The 24,726-nt window shown below is 35.3% G+C and carries 21 protein-coding genes and 1 pseudogene; 12 read left to right on the forward strand and 10 right to left on the reverse strand.

The genetic code is table 11. From position 1 onward, the window contains the following. The 5 genes from CW751_RS05465 to CW751_RS05485 all read right to left on the reverse strand — a co-directional run. Positions 1-3,687, reverse strand: a 3,687-nt coding sequence (locus CW751_RS05465; RefSeq protein ID WP_101333996.1) for a PKD domain-containing protein, incomplete at its 3' end; no start/stop codon positions are given. A gap of 557 nt (positions 3,688-4,244) precedes the next feature. Further along, positions 4,245-5,405, reverse strand: a complete 1,161-nt coding sequence (locus tag CW751_RS05470; protein WP_101333997.1) for a metal ABC transporter permease — start codon at positions 5,403-5,405, stop codon at positions 4,245-4,247. Further along, a complete protein-coding gene (locus CW751_RS05475) occupies positions 5,398-6,522 on the reverse strand; it encodes a metal ABC transporter permease (RefSeq protein ID WP_101333998.1) in 1,125 nt (374 codons plus the stop codon). Before CW751_RS05475 ends, CW751_RS05470 begins: the two co-directional genes overlap by 8 nt. A gap of 241 nt (positions 6,523-6,763) precedes the next feature. Then, positions 6,764-7,501, reverse strand: coding sequence for a metal ABC transporter ATP-binding protein (locus CW751_RS05480; protein ID WP_101333999.1), 738 nt, complete (start codon positions 7,499-7,501; stop codon positions 6,764-6,766). Between the two features lie 9 nt (positions 7,502-7,510). Beyond that, on the reverse strand, positions 7,511-8,428 hold the full coding sequence (locus CW751_RS05485) for a metal ABC transporter solute-binding protein, Zn/Mn family (protein ID WP_101334000.1): 918 nt from the start codon (positions 8,426-8,428) through the stop codon (positions 7,511-7,513). 286 nt (positions 8,429-8,714) lie between these two features. Between CW751_RS05485 and CW751_RS05490 the strand changes: the two genes are divergently transcribed. The 4 genes from CW751_RS05490 to CW751_RS05505 all read left to right on the forward strand — a co-directional run bounded on the left by CW751_RS05490 (position 8,715) and on the right by CW751_RS05505 (position 12,947). Continuing rightward, positions 8,715-9,224, forward strand: a complete 510-nt coding sequence (locus CW751_RS05490; RefSeq protein WP_133122132.1) for a hypothetical protein — start codon at positions 8,715-8,717, stop codon at positions 9,222-9,224. Positions 9,225-9,332: 108 nt separating this feature from the next. Then, positions 9,333-11,585, forward strand: a complete 2,253-nt coding sequence (locus tag CW751_RS05495) for an FUSC family protein (RefSeq protein ID WP_101334002.1) — start codon at positions 9,333-9,335, stop codon at positions 11,583-11,585. Positions 11,586-11,595: 10 nt separating this feature from the next. Next, positions 11,596-12,024, forward strand: coding sequence for a hypothetical protein (locus CW751_RS05500; RefSeq protein WP_133122133.1), 429 nt, complete (start codon positions 11,596-11,598; stop codon positions 12,022-12,024). A 95-nt stretch (positions 12,025-12,119) separates the two neighbouring features. Beyond that, positions 12,120-12,947, forward strand: coding sequence for a glycerophosphodiester phosphodiesterase (locus CW751_RS05505; protein WP_101334004.1), 828 nt, complete (start codon positions 12,120-12,122; stop codon positions 12,945-12,947). A gap of 55 nt (positions 12,948-13,002) precedes the next feature. Here the strand turns inward: CW751_RS05505 and CW751_RS05510 are convergent, their stop codons facing one another. Together CW751_RS05510 and CW751_RS05515 are read right to left on the reverse strand one after the other, a co-directional pair. Continuing rightward, positions 13,003-14,697, reverse strand: coding sequence for a tail fiber domain-containing protein (locus CW751_RS05510; protein WP_101334005.1), 1,695 nt, complete (start codon positions 14,695-14,697; stop codon positions 13,003-13,005). Positions 14,698-14,789: 92 nt separating this feature from the next. Then, positions 14,790-15,299, reverse strand: a complete 510-nt coding sequence (locus CW751_RS05515) for a T9SS type A sorting domain-containing protein (protein WP_101334006.1) — start codon at positions 15,297-15,299, stop codon at positions 14,790-14,792. A gap of 1,041 nt (positions 15,300-16,340) precedes the next feature. Between CW751_RS05515 and purL the strand changes: the two genes are divergently transcribed. From purL to CW751_RS05560, 8 genes and pseudogenes are all read left to right on the forward strand, one after another. After that, positions 16,341-20,054, forward strand: coding sequence for a phosphoribosylformylglycinamidine synthase (gene purL, locus CW751_RS05525; RefSeq protein ID WP_101334008.1), 3,714 nt, complete (start codon positions 16,341-16,343; stop codon positions 20,052-20,054). Between the two features lie 113 nt (positions 20,055-20,167). Then, entirely contained in the window at positions 20,168-20,401 is a 234-nt protein-coding gene (locus CW751_RS05530) for a hypothetical protein (protein ID WP_101334009.1), read from the forward strand. Continuing rightward, entirely contained in the window at positions 20,385-20,684 is a 300-nt protein-coding gene (locus CW751_RS05535) for a type II toxin-antitoxin system RelE/ParE family toxin (protein WP_101334010.1), read from the forward strand. The genes CW751_RS05530 and CW751_RS05535 overlap by 17 nt, the downstream gene beginning before the upstream one ends. Before the next feature lie 72 nt (positions 20,685-20,756). Continuing rightward, on the forward strand, positions 20,757-21,023 hold the full coding sequence (gene tnpA / locus CW751_RS05540) for an IS66 family insertion sequence element accessory protein TnpA (protein ID WP_101334011.1): 267 nt from the start codon (positions 20,757-20,759) through the stop codon (positions 21,021-21,023). 98 nt (positions 21,024-21,121) lie between these two features. Beyond that, positions 21,122-21,372 (forward strand): annotated as a pseudogene (gene tnpB / locus CW751_RS05545) (IS66 family insertion sequence element accessory protein TnpB). A 2-nt stretch (positions 21,373-21,374) separates the two neighbouring features. Then, positions 21,375-21,986 carry an IS66 family transposase gene (locus tag CW751_RS05550; RefSeq protein WP_133122134.1) on the forward strand — a complete coding sequence of 204 codons (612 nt, stop codon included), beginning with the start codon at positions 21,375-21,377 and terminating at the stop codon, positions 21,984-21,986. Between the two features lie 26 nt (positions 21,987-22,012). Next, complete coding sequence (locus tag CW751_RS05555) at positions 22,013-22,507, forward strand: IS66 family transposase (RefSeq protein ID WP_394335956.1); 495 nt, start codon at positions 22,013-22,015, stop codon at positions 22,505-22,507. Positions 22,508-22,595: 88 nt separating this feature from the next. Further along, the gene (locus tag CW751_RS05560; RefSeq protein WP_133122135.1) at positions 22,596-22,874 is read left to right on the forward strand and encodes a hypothetical protein; all 279 of its coding nucleotides are present in this window, start codon (positions 22,596-22,598) and stop codon (positions 22,872-22,874) included. A 140-nt stretch (positions 22,875-23,014) separates the two neighbouring features. Here the strand turns inward: CW751_RS05560 and CW751_RS05565 are convergent, their stop codons facing one another. From CW751_RS05565 to CW751_RS05575, 3 genes are all read right to left on the reverse strand, one after another. Continuing rightward, positions 23,015-23,419: a hypothetical protein gene (locus tag CW751_RS05565; protein WP_101334016.1), complete on the reverse strand. Its 405-nt coding sequence runs from the start codon at positions 23,417-23,419 to the stop codon at positions 23,015-23,017. Positions 23,420-23,621: 202 nt separating this feature from the next. Next, complete coding sequence (locus tag CW751_RS05570; RefSeq protein ID WP_101334017.1) at positions 23,622-24,059, reverse strand: hypothetical protein; 438 nt, start codon at positions 24,057-24,059, stop codon at positions 23,622-23,624. A gap of 122 nt (positions 24,060-24,181) precedes the next feature. After that, the coding region (locus CW751_RS05575) for a T9SS type A sorting domain-containing protein (RefSeq protein WP_133122136.1) at positions 24,182-24,726 on the reverse strand (545 nt) is incomplete at its 5' end.

The following is a 24,726-nucleotide window of genomic DNA, read 5'->3' on the forward strand; positions in this document are numbered from 1 at the left end:
TTCTGATCCATAAGTATGCGTTGGATTTTCAAGCGTAGAAGCGTTGCCATCACCAAAGTTCCATTCCCACGATGTAATATTTGCTCCATTTATATTTTGAATTGTAGAAATATTTGAGAATTGTGTCCCATTATTTAAACAAGCTTCTGTTGCGGTAAAAGCCGCGTCAGGAATAGGATTTACGTTTATTGTTATGCTTCCTGTTTGATTTTGAATACAAGCTGTACTGCTATTATCTTGAACGGAAAGTAATTCGTAGTCGAACGATCCATTAACTGCAGTAGATGGATTTAATGTTGCGGTATTCCCTGTTGAGGTTACCGTCTGATTTGGACCACCATTCACACTATAAGTAAAAGTATAAGGTGCTGTTCCATCGGCTCCTGTGAAAGTTACTACAGGCTCTGGAGCTCCATTACAAACCGAAGCATCTCCAATGATAGTTGCTGTTGGCAATGGATTAACTACTACTTCTACAGTTCTTGTTTGTGCTTGATTACATGTTAAAGTACTCGCATCTTCTACTGAGATTAAGTCATAACTAAATGTTCCATTTACTGTTGTTGGCACATTGATCGTTGCGGTATTCCCTGTCGAAGTAATCGTCTGATTAGGTCCGCCATTCAAACTATAAGTAAAAGTATATGGTGCTGTTCCATTCGCTCCAGTGAAAGTCACCACAGGTTCTGGACTATTAATACAAACAATATCGTCTCCTGAAATTGTTGCTGTTGGTAAAGGGAGAACCGTTACCGTTGCATTTCCAGTTTGCACTTGAGAACATACTGTGGCGCTTGCATCGCTTACCTCCAATAATTCATAATAAAATGTTCCTGCTGTAGTCGTTGGAACTGAAATCGTTGCGACATTTCCTGTAGAAACTACCGTTTGTGGCGCTCCACCATTATAAGAATAAGTGAAAGTATAAGGTGCTGTTCCGTCTGCTCCAGTGAAAGTTATTGTCTGCGTTGGACTGTTTTCACACACCTGATTAGTTCCCGCAATCGTTGCTGTAGGTAAAGGATTTACTTGAACAACAACAGTTCCCGATTGAGCTTGGGAACAAGTTAATGCACTTGCATCTTGAACCGATATCAAATCATAAGTGAAGGTTCCACTTGTAGTAGTTGGAACGTTAAGCGTTGCAATATTACCTGTTGAAGTAATTGATTGATTAGGGCCACCATTCAAACTGTAAGTAAAAGTATATGGTGCTGTTCCATTTGATCCTGTAAATGTTAAAGTAGGTTCAACATCGTTTACACATAGCACATCATCTCCTGATATAGATGCTGTTGGTAGTGGTAATACGGTAATTTCAGCAATTCCGGTTTGCAATTGAGAACATGTTGTAGAACTTGCATCACTTACTTCCAACAATTCATAAGAAAATGTACCACTTGTTGTCGTTGGGACAGAAACTGTAGCTGTATTTCCTGCAGAAACAAGTGTTTGAACTGGACCACCATTTAAACTGTAAATAAAAGTATATGGCGCGGTTCCATCAGCCCCCGTAAAAGTTATGGTTTGTGCAGGACTCCCTTCGCAAACTTCATTTGTCCCTGTAATTGTCGCTGTGGGTAAAGGATTAACAATAACCTCATCAGTGCTATAACATATAGGTGAAAAACTAATATCGTCTATAATAAAATCTGCACCACCACAAATTCCTGATATTTCTTTTAAACAAATTTCCACCTCTGTTTGAGCACCTGAATTCCATACATAAGTAATTTCTTCATAATTACACGCACCTACATTTGAAGAATGCGTAATCATTCTAATTCCATCTAAATCAAGTGCTATTTCTGCCGTATTTACATCATTATTTGCATTAGCCACAAATGCAGAAAAGAAATAATCTGTATTGGGTTCGACAGTTACTTTCTGACACCAAAAACTCGGCTCGGTGAAACCTGTGCCTGAAGTAGGACAGTCAGAATTTACAATCATCATATTTCCAGATCCTGACGTATGATCCGTACAATTCCCCCACCAAGGATTTGAGATCGAAGTTCCAACTGCATATTGTGCATGGTTTATACTCATGGCAGAATAAACATATTGGGATGAAAATCCTGAGTTTCCATCTTCGAAATCTCCATTTAAAATTGTATTTACACCATACTGCCCTACTTCGCATGAATAAATCCCATCAGAAGGCACATTAAATGTTTGATTTTGTGATCCATCTTGCCATTCGTATGTATCAAATCCATTACCTGCATCTAGAACTAAAGAATTGTCAAAGCACAAATCACTTCCTAAATCAAGAACGTCGAAAGGTAAAATTGTTATGGTGCGTAATGCACTATCGGAATAGCAATTATAATCTAAAACAACTTTAATATCATAATTCCCAGGACTTAAATTGGTCGTTAACTCCTGATTTGTGGAGATAGGAGAATTTGAAAACGCATTTCCTTCGGGGGTGACATACCATGACTGTCCATTTAAATCGTCGTAATCTGACAAACTGAATTTTGCGTCATAAGTATTACAAAACTGATTATATAGAATTTCTTTACGTTGTTTTAACAAAAAACTAGGGAATGAAGGCAAGCCTAATCGCGTATTTGTAGGGCTACCATTAATATTAGTACCTGAAATACTTACTGCATTATCGATATAATTTGCAGGAATTCCACTAAGATCTGGTGCATTAATAACACCTAAATTTCCTGAGCCAATTAGTGTTAGATAAATTTTTCCATTACTTGCTAATTGCAGCGCACCTAAACGGTAACCATGTGCTGCATTTGTTGTTGAACCAATTGTAACTAAAGAATTCTGAAAATCTATCTGATTCGCCACAGAAATATCTACTTGATAAATATTTGGGTCTGAAAGTCGCGTATAATATACAAAACGATTGTTAGGAGAGAATTCTAATCCATAATAAGAAGTTCCTAAAGAGGTTTCACTAAATTTATGTGTTAACTGTCCTGTTAAACGATCAAAATCATAAATCTGAAGTCCAGCATTTCCATTTGTCAATGCTACTTGCTCACTATTAATACTACCTTTAATATAACCGAAATGAGAACCTGTAACTGGCCCTACATTACTAATCACAGGCGTTGCTCCAACACCTGTAGAAGTTACAGGGTAAACCTCCCACTTATTCGTATTTACCTCCTTAGTCAACAGCCAATAATCACATCCATTTTCATGTTCTACGAAGTTAGCTGCTTCTACAGTGGTTGTGCCAATCAAGTGTGTGTTTTTGGTTCCTAAAACGACTTCTCCATTACCACCATTAGCTGTTAAATCAATTTCTGACCATCGGATACCATTTGACCCATTATTAAAGTCGATTGTACAAAGAATATATCCATCAAACTGACCTAATGCTGCATTCCAAGTACCTGGTTTCGGACATATAACAGAAGACATTGCAGAGCTAGGATGACCTAAAAGACCTGTTCCATTCGGCATTAAATTATGGTTTCTATCATAAACATTTTGACCGTCAGTATAAAATAATAAATCACCAACATTATTAGAAACACTTGAACACCCCTCACCAGTCACTAAGTCACCATCAAAAACTGGCACAGGATTTCCAGAAGAAAAATCAAGTCCTGCATAGGAACCAAAATACCAATTCGCGCCCTCAAGCTGTCCGAATATTCCATTCGAAACAAGAAAAAAATAAATTATAAGATAAAAGATTTTAATCTTCATAAGTTATCTGATTTTTTAATGTGTTCTTAATTTTAATAAATTTAACGCTAATAATTTATTGATAGTTGTGTTTTTATTCGAATAGAGGGGGTAACCCTAAGAATTTACTATGAGGTTTTGTCTATTTCTTTACAAGAAATGTAATTAAACAAAAGGTCTATTTTTTTTACTTTACGAGTAAATATGAGTAATGTTTATCCGTTACTTTTCCAAATAAATAGTATTCTAATCATCAATATTATTTTCTTTACAAGATCCTTCGGAAAATAACAAAAAACAAGTTTATGTCTTTTCGCTACTCGAATTTCATCTTGGGAAAACAAGCGGATAAGCAATATATGATTTATTCAACATTCCGATTCAACTGAGCCGTCAGCAAACAAAATATTTCGCGTATTTCTGATTTCAAAAATGGATAGGTTTTGCAAAAAACTAGAAACAATTTTTATTGTATCTTATCAAACTGTTGGTAATGTTTAGCTATAAATTCAAGAAAACTTTGAATACAAAAGAAGTAATATTTATCTCCAAACTATCTTCTTCCATTCCAAGATGTATCACCCTCTAAACAAGAAGAAATCATCTTTCATATCCTCAATTAAACCTTCTTCATTGGTTAGAATGTATTCTATGGCTTTTGCAGTGAACTCCTCCCCTTTTTCGGTTAAGAAAACCAAGTCGTTTTCAATGGTGATCATGTTGTTTTTTTGGGCTAAATTCAAGACTGTTTTACTGCGGACTTTCTCCCAATTGATGTGCTCGTTGAGGTGTTTTACATGGCGTTCTTCGGGTTCGCTGTGATTTTGTAAATGTAACAGAAAAGTGATTAAAGACACTTCTGTGCGTTGTTGTTTTTCTCTGTAAACCACCGCAAATAAACCTTTCGCTGGCGCAAATAAATACACCAGCAGAAAAACCAAACCTAACATCGTGGTCATGCTTCCGGCTATTGAAGCGTCGAGTGCGTGCGCCATCCAATATCCTGCAATGGCACTGAACACACCAAAAAAACAGGCCAAGGCTAACATTTTCTTCAAGTTAGTCGTTAACAAATAAGCAGAAGCCGCTGGAGCAATCATTAAAGCAACAACTAAAATCGCACCGACTGCATCGAAAGCACCTACTGTGGTAACGGAAGCTACACTCATTAATCCGTAGTGGATAATTAATGGCGAAAAGCCTAAAGAAGTCGCTAAACCTGCATCGAAAGTGCTTATTTTCAATTCTTTGAAAAATGCGAACAGCATAATCAAAGTCACCAACAAAATAGAGCCAATGACCCATAAAGATTTCGGACCTAAATCAACATCGCCATAAAAAACACGATCGAAAGGAGTAAACGCCAATTCTCCAAGTAGAACAGCATCAATATCGAGGTGCACATCATTGGCATATTGGGCAATTAAAATGACGCCAATACTAAACAAAGCAGGAAATACCAATCCTATGGCGGTGTCTTCTTTGACCAATTTCGTTTGCTGTATTTTTTCGACCAAAACAACAGTCAATACTCCTGTTATAGCCGCAAATAAAATTAACCACGGAGAATTCAAATCTTGTGTAATGAAAAATCCAACGACCAATCCAGGCAATATCGAATGACTAATTGCATCACTGATCATGGCCATTTTTCGGAGCACCAAAAAAGTTCCCGGAATAGCACAAGCCACAGCGGTTAGACTAGCGATCAATTGTATTTCGAGTTGTGCACTAATCATCTTTTCCGTTTTGATTGTATAAATTCTTAGCCACTTCAAATCCTTTTGGCGTCATGCTCCACATTTCACCTTTTACAACCACGTAATTTTTGTCGATTAATTTTCGCAATCCTTTTTTACTATATCCTCTAAAGTTATTCAAAATACGAATAGCATGTGGATGCGAAATATCGTCGTGGTCTTCTACAATGTGATACATGAATGTCAAGGTTTTTTGTAACTCTAAATCGTTTCGGTTTTGAATTAATCGAATCTGTTTAAACAACAAACCACGTTTTGGAGAAAAAATAAATGAGAACAACACAAACACCGAAGCAACCAAAACAATTACAGGTCCGGTTGACAAGTTGTTTTGCGTAGCACTAATTCCCGTTCCAATAATTCCAGCAAAAGCACCTAGAATAGCTGCAAGAACGACCATCATCCCTAAACTGTTTGTCCATTGGCGTGCAGCTGCAGCAGGCGCCAACAGCATTGCACTCATCAGAACCACGCCAACAGTTTGCAAGCCTAAAACTATGGCTAAAACAATAAAGCTGGTGATGAGTACATCTATTATTTTGGTGTTAAACCCTAAAGTTTGAGCATAATCTTTATCAAAAAGCAATATTTTAAATTCCTTCCAAAACAAAAGTAAAACGATCAAACAAATTCCTGTTACGATAGTCATTAACCAGACATCACTTTCTACCAAAGTTGCAGCTTGACCAAAAAGATATTTGTCTAATCCTGCTTGATTGGCGTTCGGTTGTTTTTGAATAAATGTAAGCAACAACATTCCGAAACCAAAAAATACAGAAAGAATTAACCCCAAAGCGGTGTCGGATTTTAAATGTGTTTTGGACGTAATTCCACGGATCCAAAACGTACCGATTAATCCGCTAATCAGAGCACCGATTAACAAGATATTGGTGTCTTTTGAACCAGTGAATAAAAACGCTAAAGCAATGCCTGGCAAAGCAGCGTGGGAAATGGCATCGCCCAATAAACTTTGTTTTCGCAACACAGCAAAGCTACCCAACATTCCGGTTACAGCACCTAAGACCGCTGTTCCTAAAGTGATGGTTCGCAATGTGTAATCACTGAAAACGAGTTGTATGTATTCGGTTATTCCCATTAATTATTTACCGTTTTTTAATAAGTGCCTTCGACGACTATGTCGCCGAGTGTTTCTCCTGTTGACTGAGCTTGTCGAAGGCAACAAATCCTTGAATCAGTGCCTTCGACAAGCTCAGTCACCGTCTTATCTTTTCATTTTTTTCATTAAATGCATTTTCAAATGAAATGGACGATTTGCAAATCGTCCCTTCATTATACCTCCGTATAATGTTCATTGTTTGGATCTTTTTCATTTTCAATTATTTTTGGATACTTACTTTATAATTAATTCCATACGTTTTTGTCAAATTATCGTCGTTGTAAATATCTTTTACTGGTCCTGTGGCAATTTTCTTTACGTTGAGGAATGTTACCCAATCGAAATATTCGGGAACGGTTTGTAAATCGTGGTGAACAACAATTACAGTTTTCCCAGCTTTTCTCAATCCTTTTAGAATGTTGATAATCGCTACTTCTGTCGTGGCATCTACTCCTTGAAATGGTTCGTCCATAAAATAAATAGACGCATCTTGCACCAAGGCACGCGCTAAGAAAACGCGTTGTTGTTGTCCGCCAGAAAGTTGAGAAATCTGTCGGTTTTTAAAAGACAACATTCCCACTTTTTCTAGCGCTTCTAAAGCGGTTTTCTTTTGTTTGGCTCCCGGTCGTTTTATCCAACCTAAACTGCCGTAAGTTCCCATCATTACGACATCCAAAGCAGTCGTTGGAAAATCCCAATCTACACTTCCTTTTTGCGGAACATAAGCGACATGTTTCCGTTGTTTTTTATATGGTTTGTCAAAAATCGTTACGCTACCTGCAATGGGTTTTAGAATTCCTAAAATGGCTTTAATTAAAGTCGACTTTCCTGCGCCGTTGGGTCCAACAATAGCCATCAACACGCCTTCAGGGATTTTTAAATCAATATCCCAAAGCACTGGCTTATAATTATAAGCTACGGTAAGGTCATCGACTTTAACTGCTATCTTTTCATTCATTAACTCACGCTATTTTAAAGCATTTACAATAGTTTCGACATTGTATTTAAACATGCCAATATACGTTCCTTCCACGGTTCCCGGATTCCCCAAAGCATCAGAGTACAAAGTTCCACCAATTTTCACATTGTGATCTTTTGAATTCACCGAAGCCTGCAAAGCTTCAATCGTGCGTCGAGGGACTGAACTCTCTATAAATATAGCGTTTACTTTGTGATCAATAATGTAATTTGCCGTTTCTTGCACATCTTGCACGCCAGCTTCCGTAGCGGTGGACAAACCTTGTAATCCAACCACATCAAAATCAAAAGCTTTTCCGAAATAACTAAAAGCATCGTGAGCAGTTACCAATCGGCGTTTATCTTTGGGGAGTTCAGCTATCTTTTTATGCAACTCTACATCTAAATATTTTAATTCTTGTAAATAATTCTGTGCATTCTTTTGAAACTCCTCTTCATGTTCGGGAACAGCTTTTGAAAGTTCATCCGCTACAAAAAGCGTAATTTTTTCCCAAAATTTAATGTTAAACCAAATGTGTGGATCGAAATTTCCTCCAAACAATTCGGAGTTGATTAATTCATTTTTATCCAAAGCATCTGCGACAGCTACTGTTTTTATGTTTTGGTATTCCATTCGTTCAAAAATATCGACCAACTTCCCTTCTAAATGCAAGCCATTATAGAAAATCATATCCGCACGAGATAATTTCATCACGTCACCCTCACTAGCCTTGTATAAATGAGGATCTACTCCTGCCCCCATCACTCCTTCGATGTGCACATTTTCTCCTCCAATATTTTCTACTAAATCGGTAATAATAGAAGTCGTTGTAACGATATTAAAAGTACCGTCTTGTTGCTTATTTTGAGGAGCATTACAACTTGAAAGCAAGAGGATTAATAAGGATAAAAAGAAGGTTATTTTCATTCGTCTAAATATTTATTGCGAATGTACGGAAATTATAATTGTGGTGGATGGAGATGGTGGATTATTTTAACTAAAATAAATCTAACAAGCATACTACTATCTCCCAATTCAGTAGGGTGTATTTTTACATATTAAAGATCTATTAAAGGAATTCCTAAAGAAAATCACATCCTAAAGTGTTCAAATTCGAGTCCTTTAAGCTTTTTTTAAAACATTTTCCTATCATCATTGTCAAAGTGATTTATTTCGCTAACTTAAATAAGACTAACCACAAAAATCAATAATTATGAACTTTACATCTATTTCAATTAACGAGTATATCGCCTTACACCTGATGAATAATCCATCGACAAATGAAGCGGAATTACGACACAATTTAGAAAAGACATTAAGGGATTACAACAAAAACATCAAATGTTCTTGCGGAAAAGACATTTGGGTTATTGGCTCGGCCTCGCTTGGAAACGGCTGCTATACATGTTTAACTGGAGAAGAATTACCGACAGTCAATTACGAACTTGATAGTGTTGTAGCTCAAGAAACTCCTTTTACAGAAGCCGATGCTTTTACTGTAAACGATTGGGATGATTTTGACTTAGACTTTCTTGGAGAAGGGAATTATTACGATGACGATGGGACTAAAATCGACCCGAACTCCTACCCGACTCCAAAAATGTGTTTATCTTGCAAGAATTTTATTCTTAAAAGTCAAAAAGTTCTATGTACATTAAATAAAATAGGTAAGGAACCTGGAGAAGAGTTTGAGTGTGGAGATTATGCTCCACTTATGAAATGATTTAATTTTAGAGAGACTAAATAATGGAAAAGTTTCCACGCCTCTTTTCGCTTCTTTAAATACCACGCCAAAGTTAATTCATACCTTTGCAGGAAACACAAAAGACAGATGCAAAAAAATAAATTAACGAGGCTTGAACTATTTTTAAAAAGTGCTCACTTTTTCAGAAGTGTAGTGATTGCTTTGTCGTTAATTATTCCCTTGCTTTTCTTTATGGCTTTCGACATAATGAGCATTGCCCCAGCTTTTATTTTCGGTGCTTTTTTAAACGCGCCAAGCGATGTTCCTGGAAGCTTAAGCAGGAAAACAATCGGAACATTAATCAGCATAGGAATCACGGTAACAGTTACTGTACTTACTTTTTATCTTCAACCTTTTTATATTCTTCTTGTAGCTTTTATTGCAATCGCTACTTTCGGACTCTCTTTCCTCTCCGCTTTTGGATTCAGAGGTTCTTTGGTTTCTTTTTCTGGAATTCTTGCAATAATTCTTGCACTTGTTGTAGACATAACAGAGACCACGGAGATTTGGCAATATGCTTTTTTAATGTTTTTTGGTGGGCTGTGGTATTTATTCATTTCAATAATTGCGCATAAAATAATTCCAAAAAAAGATGACGATCAATTACTTTCTGAAACTTTAAAATTAACTGGTGAGTATTTAAAAATCAGAGCTGAATTATTGATTTCAGACAAAAATAGATCAGAATTAATTCAAACAACTTTTGGATTACAATCTCAAATCAACGAAAAACATGAAACTTTAAGAGAATTACTATTGACCAGTAGAAAAAGATCGGGTCGCTCACATTTTGATGAAAAAAGATTGGTCATTTTTATTTCATTAGTCGATATACTTGAGTCTGTTATTGCCAACAGTTGGGATTATGACCATTTTGATCAACTATTCGGTAAAGACAGTAAGCATTTAAAAAAATTTAGTCAGCTAAATAATGCGATGAGCGAACATTTAATAAAGCTCGCCGATGTTATTATCACAAAAGATGAAATTCCAAAAAAGGACAAATTAAAAACTTGTTTGGCCAACGCTAATAAAACCATTGCTGATTATATTGAAGAAAAAGGTTTACCCGCAGGTAGAGAAGGTGCCCTATCAATGAGAAGTCTACACGACTATCAAAAACATATTTTACAAGAGGTGCAGGCCATTGGACATGCAATTGCAAATATTAATACTGCTTCAAAAACAACAATAAGAAAAGAAGAAGCCAAAATGTTTTTAACCTTACAAGAGTATAAGGTCAATATTTTATTTCAGCATCTTTCTTTTAAATCTGTAATATTTCGACATGCTTTAAGATTAACCATTACTCTTCTTTTTGCTTTTTTTCTTGGAGAATACTTCGAAATACAGAATGCATATTGGATTATGTTAACTGTTTTGGTGATTCTTCGTCCAAACTTCGGACTTACAAAACAGCGAGCCAAAGACAGAATTATAGGAACTATTTTGGGAGGGATTGTTGCTTTTGGAATCATTCTACTCACACAAAACGCTATTGTTTATGGAGCCATGGCCGTGATCTCCATCATTCTTGCTTTTTCATTAATGCAACAAAACTATCGATGGGCCGCTTTCTTTATTACGCTAAATGTTATATCAGTTTACTTTTTTTTGCAACCCGACGCACTTTCTGTTATTCAATACCGAATAATAGATACCACCATTGGAGGTGTAATTTCATTTATCGCAGTATACACACTTTTCCCAACTTGGGAAGCCTTTAACATTAAAGACATCCTTACCAACGCCATTAAGAAAAACAAGCTGTATCTCAACGCTACAAAGCGTTTTTATGAAAATAAAACAGCAAATGAAATCTCTTATAAATTGGCACGGAAAGAAGCATTTCTAGCATTAAGTGAGCTCAGCGCAGCCTTTCAAAGAATAACACAAGACCCAAAATCTAAGCAAGTTGATTTTCAATTGATATATGAGATTGTTACTTTAAATCAAACAATTCTCTCTGCTACAGCGTCTTTGGGTAATTTCATTTATAGTCATAAAACAACACCCATTTCAAAAGAAACGACCGCATTATTCTCAAAAGTGAACAATACATTTTCCAAAACGTTGAGTCTATTAGATAACAAACATGATGTTAAAGGACTTTCACATGGCAATATCAAAGAAGCGAAAGAAAAATTGAAAGAAAGCTATTATAATATTTCAGCAGCTAGAGATGCCGACATTGAAGCAGGTTATGTAAAATTAAAAAAAGAAGAACTACATCGTTTACAAGAAGCTCATTTGGTAAGTAATCAATTGATTTGGTTGGTCGGACTGAGTGCTAATTTATATAAATCCATTCAGCAATACGCCAAAACTAATTCAAAATAAAAAAACACAAATGCAGTTTAACCATTTATTATTAGCATTATTTCTTTTGAATTTCATATCTAATGGTAATTCTCAAGAAACGGATTCGACAAATGTAAACAAGAACTTCCTTCACTTGCAAGCAGGAGGTGTAGGAGGCTATGGCTCTCTAAATTACGAACGGTTATTTCCGCTTAAAAATGACTTTTCAATAGGTGGTAGGATAGGCTTAAGCACCCTTAGAATCAATGATTACACTACACAATTTAATCCAGATCTATTGATACCAATGTCTTTAAAACTTCTATTTGGAAAAGAGCATAAAGTTTTAATTGGAGCGGGTCAATTATTTTCAAACACAGTAAATGCGAGTCAGTTAACAGGACAACCCAAAAGGGAAACACATTTTCATACACACCTTTTAATTGGGTATCGGTACCAGAAAAAAATGGCAAAATGATATATGAAGTGAGTTATACGCCAATTTTAGAGTATCAAAAATATTTTAGACACTGGGGATCGCTAACAATAGGTTATTCATTTTAAAAAAGAATCATGCAACATTTAATCACTTATTTTTCAACCGCTTGTTTTCTTTTATTATTTAATTCTTGTAAAAAAGAGCAATTTAATATAAACAATCTCAATGGCGATAAGATTTCTGTTTTTGGTCATGGAGGAATGGGCATTGGACAGTCATACCCGATGAATTCACTCGAATCAATTCTCAATTGTTTGTATCTAGGTGCTGATGGAACTGAAATTGATGTTCAAATGACCAAAGACGGAGTTTTAGTCGCCTTCCATGACGAGACCTTGGAAGAATCAACAAATCTAAAAGGTCGAATTTACGATAAAAACTGGTCTGAAATTAAAGAAGCACGCTATAAGTATCCTATGTTTAGTAATTACAAAATAATTAAATTAGAAACGTTGTTTAAACTAATACCTCATCAAGATCAATATTCCTATTTTTTAGACTGTAAAAACTTTGAACCCAATAAAGATTCTTCTTATATATCAAGATTTAACAACAGCTTAATTAAAATCATTGATCAATATAATCTTCAATCATCAACTTATGTTGAATTTAAAAATGAAGCCTTAATAGCTGCACTAAAAGATATTCGTCCAGATATAAAGCAATTTATATATTCCTATTATCATGAAGCTTTTTCTCTTGCTGAAAAGTACAACTTAGAGGGCTTAACAATAGAAATAACGAATCTTACCCATAAACGTATTCAAGAATTACATAATGCAGGTATTATGGTTGCTACTTTCAACACCCATTCTCATAAAAGAAATATAGAAGCTGTCAAATACAATGTAGATTTCATTCAAACTGATAGGGTTAAACATCTTATAAAGATTTTAAAATAAAAAAGTCTACTTTCCGAAGAAAGAAGACTTTTTTATGTAGGTAATTAAAAGGATGTTATTCAGTGATTTGGTTTAATTGTTCTTTAATTTCATCAATTTGATTTTGAAGTTTTTGATTTTCTTCTTTTAAGGTTTCAATTTCTGCTTGCTGTTCTTGAATTGCTTTTACTGCAATTACACCAAAACCTGAGTAGTCCATTGTGTAAACTCCGTTTTCTGATTCTGAATCAGCATTTTTTGATGAGCTTACCAAAGTAGGGAATAGTTTTTCTACCTCCTGTGCTTTAAAACCTATATGACGTCTATCATTGTCAGCATTATTAATGTAAGTATACGTTAATGGCTTTAACTTCATCAAGTTTTCTAAAGTACTTTCTACTTCTTGGAAATTCGTTTTTAAACGCTCATCTGATGTTGATGAATAAGCTCCAGAAGTACCATTAAATGTTCCTATTAACCCACCATCTGACTCATACATGTATAAGTTATTGGTTCCTGCACCAACCTGAAAATTAATACTTTTATCATTAGAGGCACTTGTATTCACAATTGAAAAACCACTATTATTACCAGTTCCTGTTCCTGTTGGCACGTCATATTTAATAACTGTACTGGTATTGATATTTAAACCATTCCCTGTAAACATTGTAGCATCATCAGTGCCATGTATATTCTCGGTATAAACAGCACCCCAAGATGCACCAGAAGAACCTAAATTTGAAATACCATCATAGGCATCTATAGGCTTAAAAAGCAAAACATTAGTTGTTAAAGATGCAAAATCCGCTTTCAAATAAGAGTTTGCAATAAACAGTGTATCTGATAACTTTACACTTCCTTTTACATCAAGTGTCTTCTTCGGTTTTGTTAGACCAATCCCCACCTTAGTATTTGCGGTAGCGTTATTCACACCATCAATACTTCCTAAAACCATAGAGTTATTTTGTTCTACATAAGCATTTGCACCAATTGCGGTTGTATTTGTTAAACTTGAAGTCCCAACATCTGAAAAAGCACCTATGGAGGTGTTTTTATCTCCTGACACATTTGATTTTAAGGAATTACTTCCCAAACCTGTATTTGCATCTCCAAATGTTACCCCTTTAAGAGAACGCGTTCCTATCGCCGTATTACTATGCCCGATTGATAAATTGTCTAATGCATTTGAACCGTAGGCAGTGTTCCATGCTGGAGTTCCAGCATTCACAAAATTTGGGTTGGTTGAAATAAGTCCTGCTTTCTGACCATTTACTTTAAAACGTAAATGTTCATTGTTAGTAGTTCCAATAAAATCTGTTGAGCTCACCGAATTCCCATCTAGTGACCAATCCGAAGATGCACCACCATCTACACCTCCAGCTTGTAAAGCGTAAGGAACTGAAAGTAACTGACTCGCACCTAAATCTTCAAATCCAGATCCATTATCAACCTCTACTTTTAAATACTTGCCCCCATTTCCCCAATCTATAGTTGAAAAATCACCACTTACTACATTTCCATCTCCTACTGCGCAGTTTATACGACCATATTGATCTGTATTAAGAAGCTGTGTCTCTTGATAGACGCTTGTTCCAGTTGCCGATCCATCATGGATAGTAAATCGAACATTGACAGATTCACTCACCATAACATTACCGTTATCTCTTAATATTGCCTGATAATTAAACTTTTCTGGAGCTTGTCCATAAACAGCTGAAGAAAATGTAAGGCTTGCTAAAACCGCTAAAACGGTTAATATTATTTGTCGCATAATTATATTTTTAAAATTCTACTTGATTATTTTTAACTATCACTTTTATTTTAACATTATAAATACGGTTAAAACGTCGTGATTAAGGATTACTAATTTTTAATAATCCTAATTGTTGATAATTGAACGCCTTTATCTGAGGTTACTCTCAAAAGATATGTCCCCTTATTTAAATGACCGAAATCCAAAGTTTTCTCTGTATATCCATCAACGCTCATTGAGCTTTCAGGTAAATTGACTTTTTGCCCTAAGGAAGTGAACAAATCATAATTGATTTTTTGTGCTTCGGTAGCATTAACCCCCAAATACACCTTGTCATGTGTTGGGTTGGGATACAATTTTAAATCAATGTCCGGCGCATTCGTCTCTATCGATAAATCATCCACATTTGTCTGATGAAACCCCTCTGTCAATGTTAATGTTCCACTTGCTTGTGTTTGAATTGCAGTTTCTCCAGCTGTCCAACTTGCCGAAATTGAACTAGAAACAACCTCACCCTTACCTGCAGAACCAATGACCATTTGATCAGCTGATAATTGTCCAGATGCTTCATGATAAATTAACATTCCAGAAGTTAGTAGTAAAAATCTTAGTGTTTTCATAATTTATTTTTAATATGTTATTCAAAATTAAAGATAGATACTCATATGCACACAAGGGTTTTCCCTGAATCGACTTATAGACAATCAATTACACCTGAAAATCCAACAACATTAATCAATAATTAACATCGTAAAACAAGATGAATAACAATTAAACAGAAAATAAAATCGTAGACTGATTTAATACAAAGAATAAATGGGTCGAAAAACACCAGAAATAACAATATTCATAGTTTTGATAACTTAATAATTAATCTTATTTTGAGCATATGAATTACAAACTTGAAATAGTCCTCTCGGGAATAATGATTCTTTATATTTTAATAGAATTGGTGAGAATTAATCTATTTAAAAAAGACAACAACGACCTTCTGGCCGGTTTAATAAGTGTTATCTTATTGTTATTTGGAATGATGTTGTCTTTACGTTATGGACTTATTCTTGATTATGGGAACTCTCAAGAAATATTGAAAAATAAAAATATATTCATGTCTTACTTAGCGGTTATTAGTTTATCGATAGCAACTTTTTCTATTTTCTTATCGATCATAAAATTCGTAATCAGTCAATTAAAAAGCAAGGCTTAAATCCATTAATTCTTTTTATAAATGCGCCAAAAATATAGGCAAATCCTATTACCAAGTGTAGCATAACAATTCCAAAAATAATGTAAGGTGTAGTCATCTTGTTTTTGACATAAACTTAATACTTTTTTTTAAAAAAAGTAAGTAAGGACTTCAAGTTAGTCTCCACGATAAAGTTTCCACAATACCAATGCTATCAAAGCAAAAAAATGCAGCACAACTAAAGAAAAGAAAATATAAGCAGTTGTCATAAATTCAGAATGTGTTTGTTTTGTCCTAAAAATACACACAATTTTTCTAAAAACTGATATAAATCATTTTATTTACAAATCAGTTTTTATTTTACTTACAACTTAGGGATTAATTCATGCTGTGATTTTTATTCATTTAATTCGTCTAAAACCTCATTTAAAAAGACTAAATTTGCAGCCATAAAACAACATTCAAACATTATATAATGATTCATTTCTTTGGAAACACAAACGGTAAAGTTTTTGCTGTTCAAACAACAAAAGAATTATCAACTGAAACCATCTCAAAATTGGAATGGTTATTTGGCAACCAGCCAAAAATAGAACAGGCATCGTTGGATGCTTTTTTTATTGGTCCACGTGCAGCCATGATTACTCCTTGGAGTACCAATGCAGTTGAAATCACACAAAACATGGGGATAACAGATATTCTTCGAATTGAAGAGTTTCATGCTGTAAAAGAAGACGAAAAAGACTTCGACCCTATGATTTCTGAAAAATACAAAGCACTGAATCAGACTATTTTCAACATTGATATTCAACCTGAGGAGGTAAATAACATTGAAGATATTGCAGCCTACAATGAAAAAGAAGGCTTAGCGTTAAATGATGAAGAAATTGAATATTTAGAAGAAGTTTCAGAACGAATTGGAAGACCGCTTACCGATTCTGAAGTTTTTGGATTTTCACAAGTGAATTCAGAACACTGTCGTCACAAAATTTTCAACGGAACTTTCGTTATTGACGGTGAAGAAAAAGAAAAATCATTGTTTAGAATGATCCGTGACACTTCGAATACAAATACAAACGGAATTGTTTCAGCATATAAAGACAATGTGGCTTTTGTAAAAGGCCCGAAAGTCAAACAATTTGCGCCTTTAAAAGCAGATGTCCCTTCTTATTACAAAGTAAAAGAGTTCGACTCAGTAATATCTTTAAAAGCGGAAACGCACAACTTCCCAACGACTGTTGAGCCGTTTAACGGAGCTGCAACAGGATCTGGAGGAGAAATTAGAGACCGATTGGCCGGTGGAAAAGGTTCTTTGCCTTTAGCAGGAACAGCGGTTTACATGACTTCTTATTCTCGTTTGGAAGAAGAGCGACCATGGGAGAAATCCTTCGAAGAAAGAGAATGGCTGTACCAAACGCCAATGGATATCTTAATTAAAGCTTCTAACGGAGCTTCTGATTTTGGAAATAAATTCGGACAACCTTTGATTGCAGGTTCTATTTTAACTTTCGAACACCACGATAAAGACAATACTGATGCCGACGCTGATTTACGAAAATTAGGATTCGACAAGGTGATTATGCAAGCCGGTGGAATTGGATATGGAAAAGCTGAACACGCACAAAAAGACCGACCAGAAGATGGAGATAAAATAGTGATTCTTGGAGGAGAAAACTACCGCATCGGAATGGGTGGAGCAGCTGTATCGAGTGCTGATACAGGTGAATTCGCATCAGGGATTGAATTGAATGCCGTGCAAAGATCTAATCCAGAAATGCAAAAACGTGCTGCGAATGCGATTCGTGGAATGGTTGAAGGAGATGAAAACTATATTGTTTCAATTCATGATCACGGCGCAGGTGGACACTTAAATTGCTTGAGTGAATTGGTTGAAGAAACAGGTGGAAACATCGATTTAGATAAACTTCCTGTTGGCGACCCTACGCTTTCAGCAAAAGAAATTATCGGAAATGAATCGCAAGAACGAATGGGACTTGTGATTGCCGAAAAACATATTGAAAAATTGCAAAAAATCGCAGACAGAGAACGTTCTCCAATGTACACTGTGGGTGATGTTCGCAATGATAACCGTTTTACTTTCGAGTCTAAAACTACAGGTGAAAAACCAATGGATTTAGCCATGACTGATATGTTCGGAAGTTCGCCAAAAACAATCATGACGGACAGTTCTGTGAAGCGCGTTTATTCTGAATTATCTTATAAAAAAGAAAACTTCAACAGCTATTTATCGCAGTTATTGCAACTCGAGGCTGTGGCTTGTAAAGACTGGTTAACCAACAAAGTTGACCGTTGTGTTGGTGGAAAAGTAGCCAAACAACAATGTGCAGGAGCATTGCAATTACCGTTAAACAACGTTGGAGTGATGGCGTTAGATTACAAGGGCAAAGAAGGTGTCGCGACATCAATCGGTCACGCACCGATTGCAGCATTAATCGATCCAGCAGCAGGAAGTAGAAACGCAATCACTGAATCTTTAACCAACATGATTTGGGCGCCTTTGGAAGAAGGATTGAAAAGTGTTTCTTTATCTGCCAACTGGATGTGGCCATGTAAAAACCCGGGTGAAGACGCTCGTTTATACAATGCAGTTGAAGCTGTATCTAAATTCTCTATCGATTTAGGAATTAACGTTCCAACAGGAAAAGATTCTTTATCGATGAAACAAAAATATCCAAACGACGAAGTAATTTCTCCAGGAACGGTGATTATTTCAGCTGCTGGACATTGTAATGCAATTTCTAAAGTAGTTGAGCCTGTTTTAAATCCAAAAGGAGGATCAATTTACTACATCAATATTTCACAAGACGATTTCAAATTAGGTGGAAGTTCGTTCTCTCAGATTATTGGAAAATTAGGAAACGAAGCGCCAGATGTGAAAGACGCTGGGTATGTAAAAACGGTTTTCAATACGATTCAAAAATTGATTCAAACAGATCAAATTGTTGCAGGTCACGATGTGGCTTCAGGTGGATTGATCACTACCTTATTGGAAATGTGTTTTGCCGAAAACAATCTCGGAGCTGAATACGATTTATCGAGTTTGAAAGAGGAAGATTCATTGAAAATACTTTTTGCTGAAAATTCAGGAATTGTTTTCCAAGCACAAAACGATGAAGTGGAGTCTGTTTTAGCAGCCAACAATATTGATTTCCATAAAATTGGAAAAGTCGTTGGATCAGAAACGGTAAAAATCGTAAATGGAGTTGATGAATTTAAGTTATCAATTCCAGAAATGCGCGATACTTGGTACACGACTTCGTACTTATTAGACGACAAACAAACGGCGAATGGATTAGCGAAAGATCGTTTTGACAATTATAAAAATCAAGCATTAAATTACACTTTCCCGAAAGGATTCACAGGTAAACTTGCTGACTTCGGCTCCGCTCAGTCTGCAAGTTCAAGCTCCGCTCAAACTGCGCGTCCTAAAGCGGCAATTATCCGTGAAAAAGGAAGTAATAGTGAGCGTGAAATGGCCAATGCGATGTATTTAGCTGGATTTGACGTGAAAGACATTCACATGACGGATTTAATTGAAGGTCGTGAAACTTTGGAAGACATTCAGTTTATTGGTGCCGTTGGAGGATTCTCAAATTCGGACGTACTAGGATCTGCGAAAGGTTGGGCTGGCGCATTTTTACACAACGAAAAGGCCAAAACAGCATTGAACAACTTCTTCAAAAGAAAAGACACACTTTCTGTTGGAATTTGTAACGGTTGTCAACTATGGATGGAGTTAGACCTCATCAATCCAGACCATGAAAAGCATGGAAAGATGACCTACAACGATTCAAAGAAACACGAAAGCAGTTTTACATCTGTAAAAATTCAAGAAAACAACTCTGTGATGTTGTCGTCATTAGCCGGAACAACATTAGGCGTTTGGATTTCACACGGTGAAGGGAAATTTGACTTACCATACAGCGAAGACAAATACAACATCGTAGCGAAATACGGATACGAGCACTATCCAGCGAATCCAAACGGTTCTGATTTCAACACCGCAATGATGTGCGACGCTTCAGGAAGACATTTGGTAACGATGCCACACATCGAGCGTTCAACCTTCCAATGGAACTGGGCGAACTATCCTGATGGTCGCAAAGACGAAGTTACTCCTTGGTTGGAAGCCTTTGTAAATGCGAGAGAGTGGATTGAGGGGAAATAAGTATTTTAAAAACTTTGGTGTTGTATGAAGTATGACGCCAAAGTTTAAACCTACGCACTCTGGGTTAATGAAAAAACTTTTGTTCTCCTATTAAAATTCCTTATCTTTGGTTTATGGAAATGAATATTCAAAATGAAAAAATCGAACTAATTCAATGGTTGACAACCCTAGAAGATAGTGCTTTGATTCAAAAAATAATTGAATTAAGACACAGTGAAACTAAAGATTGGGCAAAGGAAATCTCTGATTCAGAAAAAAAGTCAATCGAATTAGGATTATCTGATGCTGATAATGGACGATTAAAGCCGAATTCAGAAGCAAAAAAGATCTATGGAAAGTGGTTATAACATTTTCTGGACTCATCACGCTTTATCTGAATTAGCTGACACCTATGAATATTTAGAGCTAAACTTTACACATAGAGAAATAAAGAAACTTTCTGTGGAGATTGAGCAAGTTTTAAATTTAATAGCAAAAAATCCTAAATTATTTCCCATTTCCGAATCACTTGAAATTAGAAAGGTTGTAATCAAAAAGTTCAATACTATGTATTACAAAGTGAACAAAAATCAAATTGAAATCATTTCTTTCTTTTCTAATCGACAAAGTCCAGAGAGAACACCTGAATAACACTAAACGTAAGCCCCCGACCAACCACATCTTTCATTAGCCGCAGCAATTTCTGAAACTTGTCAGAAAAAAATGGCAGTAAAAGACAAAATGTATAAAGAAGTCCAATTATGGAAATCAAGTGGTAAGAGCAAAGCCGATTTTATATTGGATAAAGAATATTCAAAAGCAAAATTCGAATATTGGATCAGCAAGTATAATAAAGAACAAGTTATATCAACAAAATCCAACTTCAAAGAAATCCCCATCACAGAATCCATTGCCGTTCCCGAAGTAAAGCGTGAGAAAACTTTGCAAATTGATTTACCTTCAGGAATTAAAATCACAGTCTACAAATGATGTTTGGTTTAGATACTTCCACAAAAGTCCTTCTATAAGCCAAGCCATGTGATATGCGCAAAGGGTTTAATGGACTTTTTGGATTAGTACAGAATGAAATGGAACTAAATCCTTTAAGTGGTTACCTTTTCGTTTTTATTAGCAAAGACCGCAACAAAGTGAAAATACTTTTTGGGATAAAGATGGGTTGGTGCTTTATTACAAACGCCTTGAAAAAGGAACTTTCAAACGCCCAACCGCCAATGTTTACGCACCAAATAGTGAGCTTACTCAGGAAGAGACTTACATGATTTTACGAGGAATCGACTTTGAGAAAACCAAGAAAAGAAAGCGGTATTTAACCACATAATTTTGTTGATTACTCTGCTTGGGAAAGCTGCTAAATACAATGCTTTTAGTGTATCTTTGGGCATGGAAAACGAGTTGGAAAATATGTCAAAACAGGAGTTGATTGAGCAACTTTTGACGCTCCAAAAATCCAATCAGAAACTTGAATCATCCAACCAAAAACTTGAATCATCCAACCAAAAACTTGATTTTGTTAATCAAAAGAAAGATCAAGACATTGCTAAGAAAGAAGATGATATCGCTCGACTAAACATCATTGTAGCAAATTTGCAGCGCATGCTTTTTGGTTCTAAAAAGGAACGGTTCATTAATGAGAACAAAGATCAGTTGGCGTTATCATTTGAAGAGTTCGCCTCTCAAGAAGCTTTAGCCGACGAGACTCCTGTGAAGGAGAAAATCACATATGAGCGTAAAAAAACAACTAAGCATGCTGGACGAAATAAATTGCCGGAAAACCTTCCAGTTGTTGAGGAAATCATCGAGCCAGAAGACTTAACTGAGGACATGGCGAAGATGGGGGAAGAAATTACTGAAATGTTGGAATATACACCCGCTCAGTTTTTCAAACGCCGTATTATCCGACCTAATACGTACACAAAAAGACTCAAGAAATAAAAATTGCTGAGCTTCCATCCAGACCCATTGAAAAATGCTTAGCAGGAAACTCAGTTTTAACACAGATCTTGGTTAGCAAATACGTGGATCATCTGCCGCTATATCGTCAACAGCACCACGAAGTTCGTTTAGAAGAAGCACTCCCAATAATCAACAATCTCGGAAAATGGATGCATCGCGAGCGAAATATGGTATTACCTAAATCACTCATCGGAAAAGCTATTGAATATTGCACCAGGTTATGGTCAAGTCTACTGACTTATCTAGAAAATGGAAACTACCATATCAACAACAATGCCATCGAAAATAAAATACGTCCAGTAGCAATTGGTCGAAAAAACTACCTCTTTGCAGGTTCTCACAACGGTGCCAAAAGAACAGCAATGTTTTATACCTTCTTCGCCAACTGCAAGCTCAATGGTGTAAACCCAGAGAAATGGCTCAATAAAGTGCTCGAAGTAATCGCCGACTATCCGTGCAATAAATTACAAGACTTGTTCCCTGAAAATTTGGAGGTGTAGTTGCTCAGGTGGATACGTTGAGATCACCTTTTATCAGCAACTTTTATGGAATTATGGACTCACCTTATGGCACACAAAACAACTAAAATTGGCTATATCAACTTTTGAGCGTTTGGTTAATTTCTATCCAAAAAACGATATGTATAAAGAATGGCTCTATTCCTTGAAGAAACAAAACGTCCAGAAATTCACCAATCCGATTTGGTACATCGCAGGAATTTGGCTGATTGGGGAGTTTACATTTTTTGATAATTTTAGTAAGTCCGTCAATTTTACGCTAACCATGATAGGTGGAGGAATTGTATTACTTCTTCTTTTAATCCAAATCATAGTTTATTTTAAACTCAAGAAAATTAAAAGGCATTGAAATACTTTCTTCTGATGAGAGAAGTGTAGGCTTATAATAATTAAAATAGAAAAAGGTCTATTTGAAAAACTAACAGATAAGCTCAGAGGTTAAAGTTTAGTTTTCAACCCAAAGATGCCTATTAGAGCAATAAAAATTGTCTACTTAAAACTAATACTTACTGATTTATTTCCAGTATCGAGCTTAAAGCTTTCTGTTTTAGAACGATCATAAGTGTTGGTAGCTCCGTTGCTTGAATTATATTTTGTCTTTGTAACAAAAGCATCCACTCGGTAATTTCCGTATTCGTATGTTCCAAAGTTTACATTTTGATTTGACGGATTAGCATACATTGTTGCGACCTTCATTCCATCTCTAAACAATCTGATTTCTGTTTCACCATAAGAATAAACAAAAGTCGGATTAGTACTCTGTTTGTAACTAACAGAAACAGTTATATTTCCGTCCTTTCCATTTCCACCATTATTTTCCTCTTTTTTACATGCTACTAAAAAGAGACTTATGGATAATACGCTAAATATTGTTATTAAAAAATTCTTCATCATCTTTATTTCTAGCTAAACTATACAATTTAAATTACTTACAAAAATAATTAAAGAACATTTTATTTATTCCTCAATTAAGAATTAATCTTAGGCACACTTATCATAATCTAATAAGCTGCAAAAAGAGAATAACATTTCGTTTTTGATCAATAAAAAAATCGCTTATTTTTCAATAAGCGATTTTTTTTATTCTTAGATTCAACTATTTAACTTTTGAAGCTTTTTTAGTCACTTTAAGCTGTTTTGATTTTGGAGATAAAGTCTTTTTCTCCACTTTTTTCAACTTAACAGCATCTTTACTTTCAGCTTCTAACTTTTTCAAAGTTGCTAATTGTTCTTCATTTAAGATTTCCTTAATTTCACGTTCTTTTTTATCTTTAATTGCTAAAAGCTTTTCTTGTCGTTTTTCAACGGACAAACGTTTATCACTTCTAATTTCTTTTTCAACTTTTTCAGCGTCTTTAACAATATCCGTTATTTTAATCTTTTGATCTTTACTCAAATTAAGTTCTTCCGGAAAAGCCATTTCTTGAACTTCTGCTTTTTTAAGATCATTTGCTTTTGTCGTTTCTTGTGCCATAACATTAGCTGTTAAGATTACACTGAAACTTAAAATTAAAATTTTTATTTTTTTCATCATTTCTTATTTTTTAAGGTTTAACAATTTTAATCAAGTAGCATGCCATTTAATTTCAATCTATTAAATTAAATAAATTAATTCAAATTGGAGGGTTAATTCATTGTTTTTATTTAATAAAAAATCTAATGCTTGACTACACGATAAACCTTTACCTGATTATTACTATTCAAACGCACAAAATAAACACCTTTTCGCAAGGCAGAAAGATCTAACTTTACCTCTTCAGAACTAAAGACCTCATTATGAATAATCTTGCCTAGGGCATCAACAAGAGAAAGCTCAAAAGATGTATCACCATAATTTTCTAATTGTATAAAAAGAGGTCCTTTCGTTGGGTTTGGATAAATTTGAATTTCAAAATCTTTCTTAAACTGCTTTAAGTTAACGGTGTTAATTTCAACACATATTGAAGTGTCAACACAATTTCCATCATCAATAATTACAGCATATCGCCCATTTTCAGCAGCCGTAAACTCCTCGCTCGTCTCACCTGTTATTGCAGTAAAGTCATCATTGCAATCAACCCATTGGTAATTAGCTCCTGTTAAATCTGCAGTAATCGTTTCGTTTACTAAAGTGACTCCAACATTTGGTAATTCATTAATCGTTAAATCTGTTGTAACTATACTATCGCATCCATTCGCTGCTGCTCCAGCATAAGTATCAA

The organism is Brumimicrobium salinarum (assembly GCF_002844555.1).
In the GTDB taxonomy this organism is placed as follows: domain Bacteria; phylum Bacteroidota; class Bacteroidia; order Flavobacteriales_D; family Crocinitomicaceae; genus Brumimicrobium; species Brumimicrobium salinarum.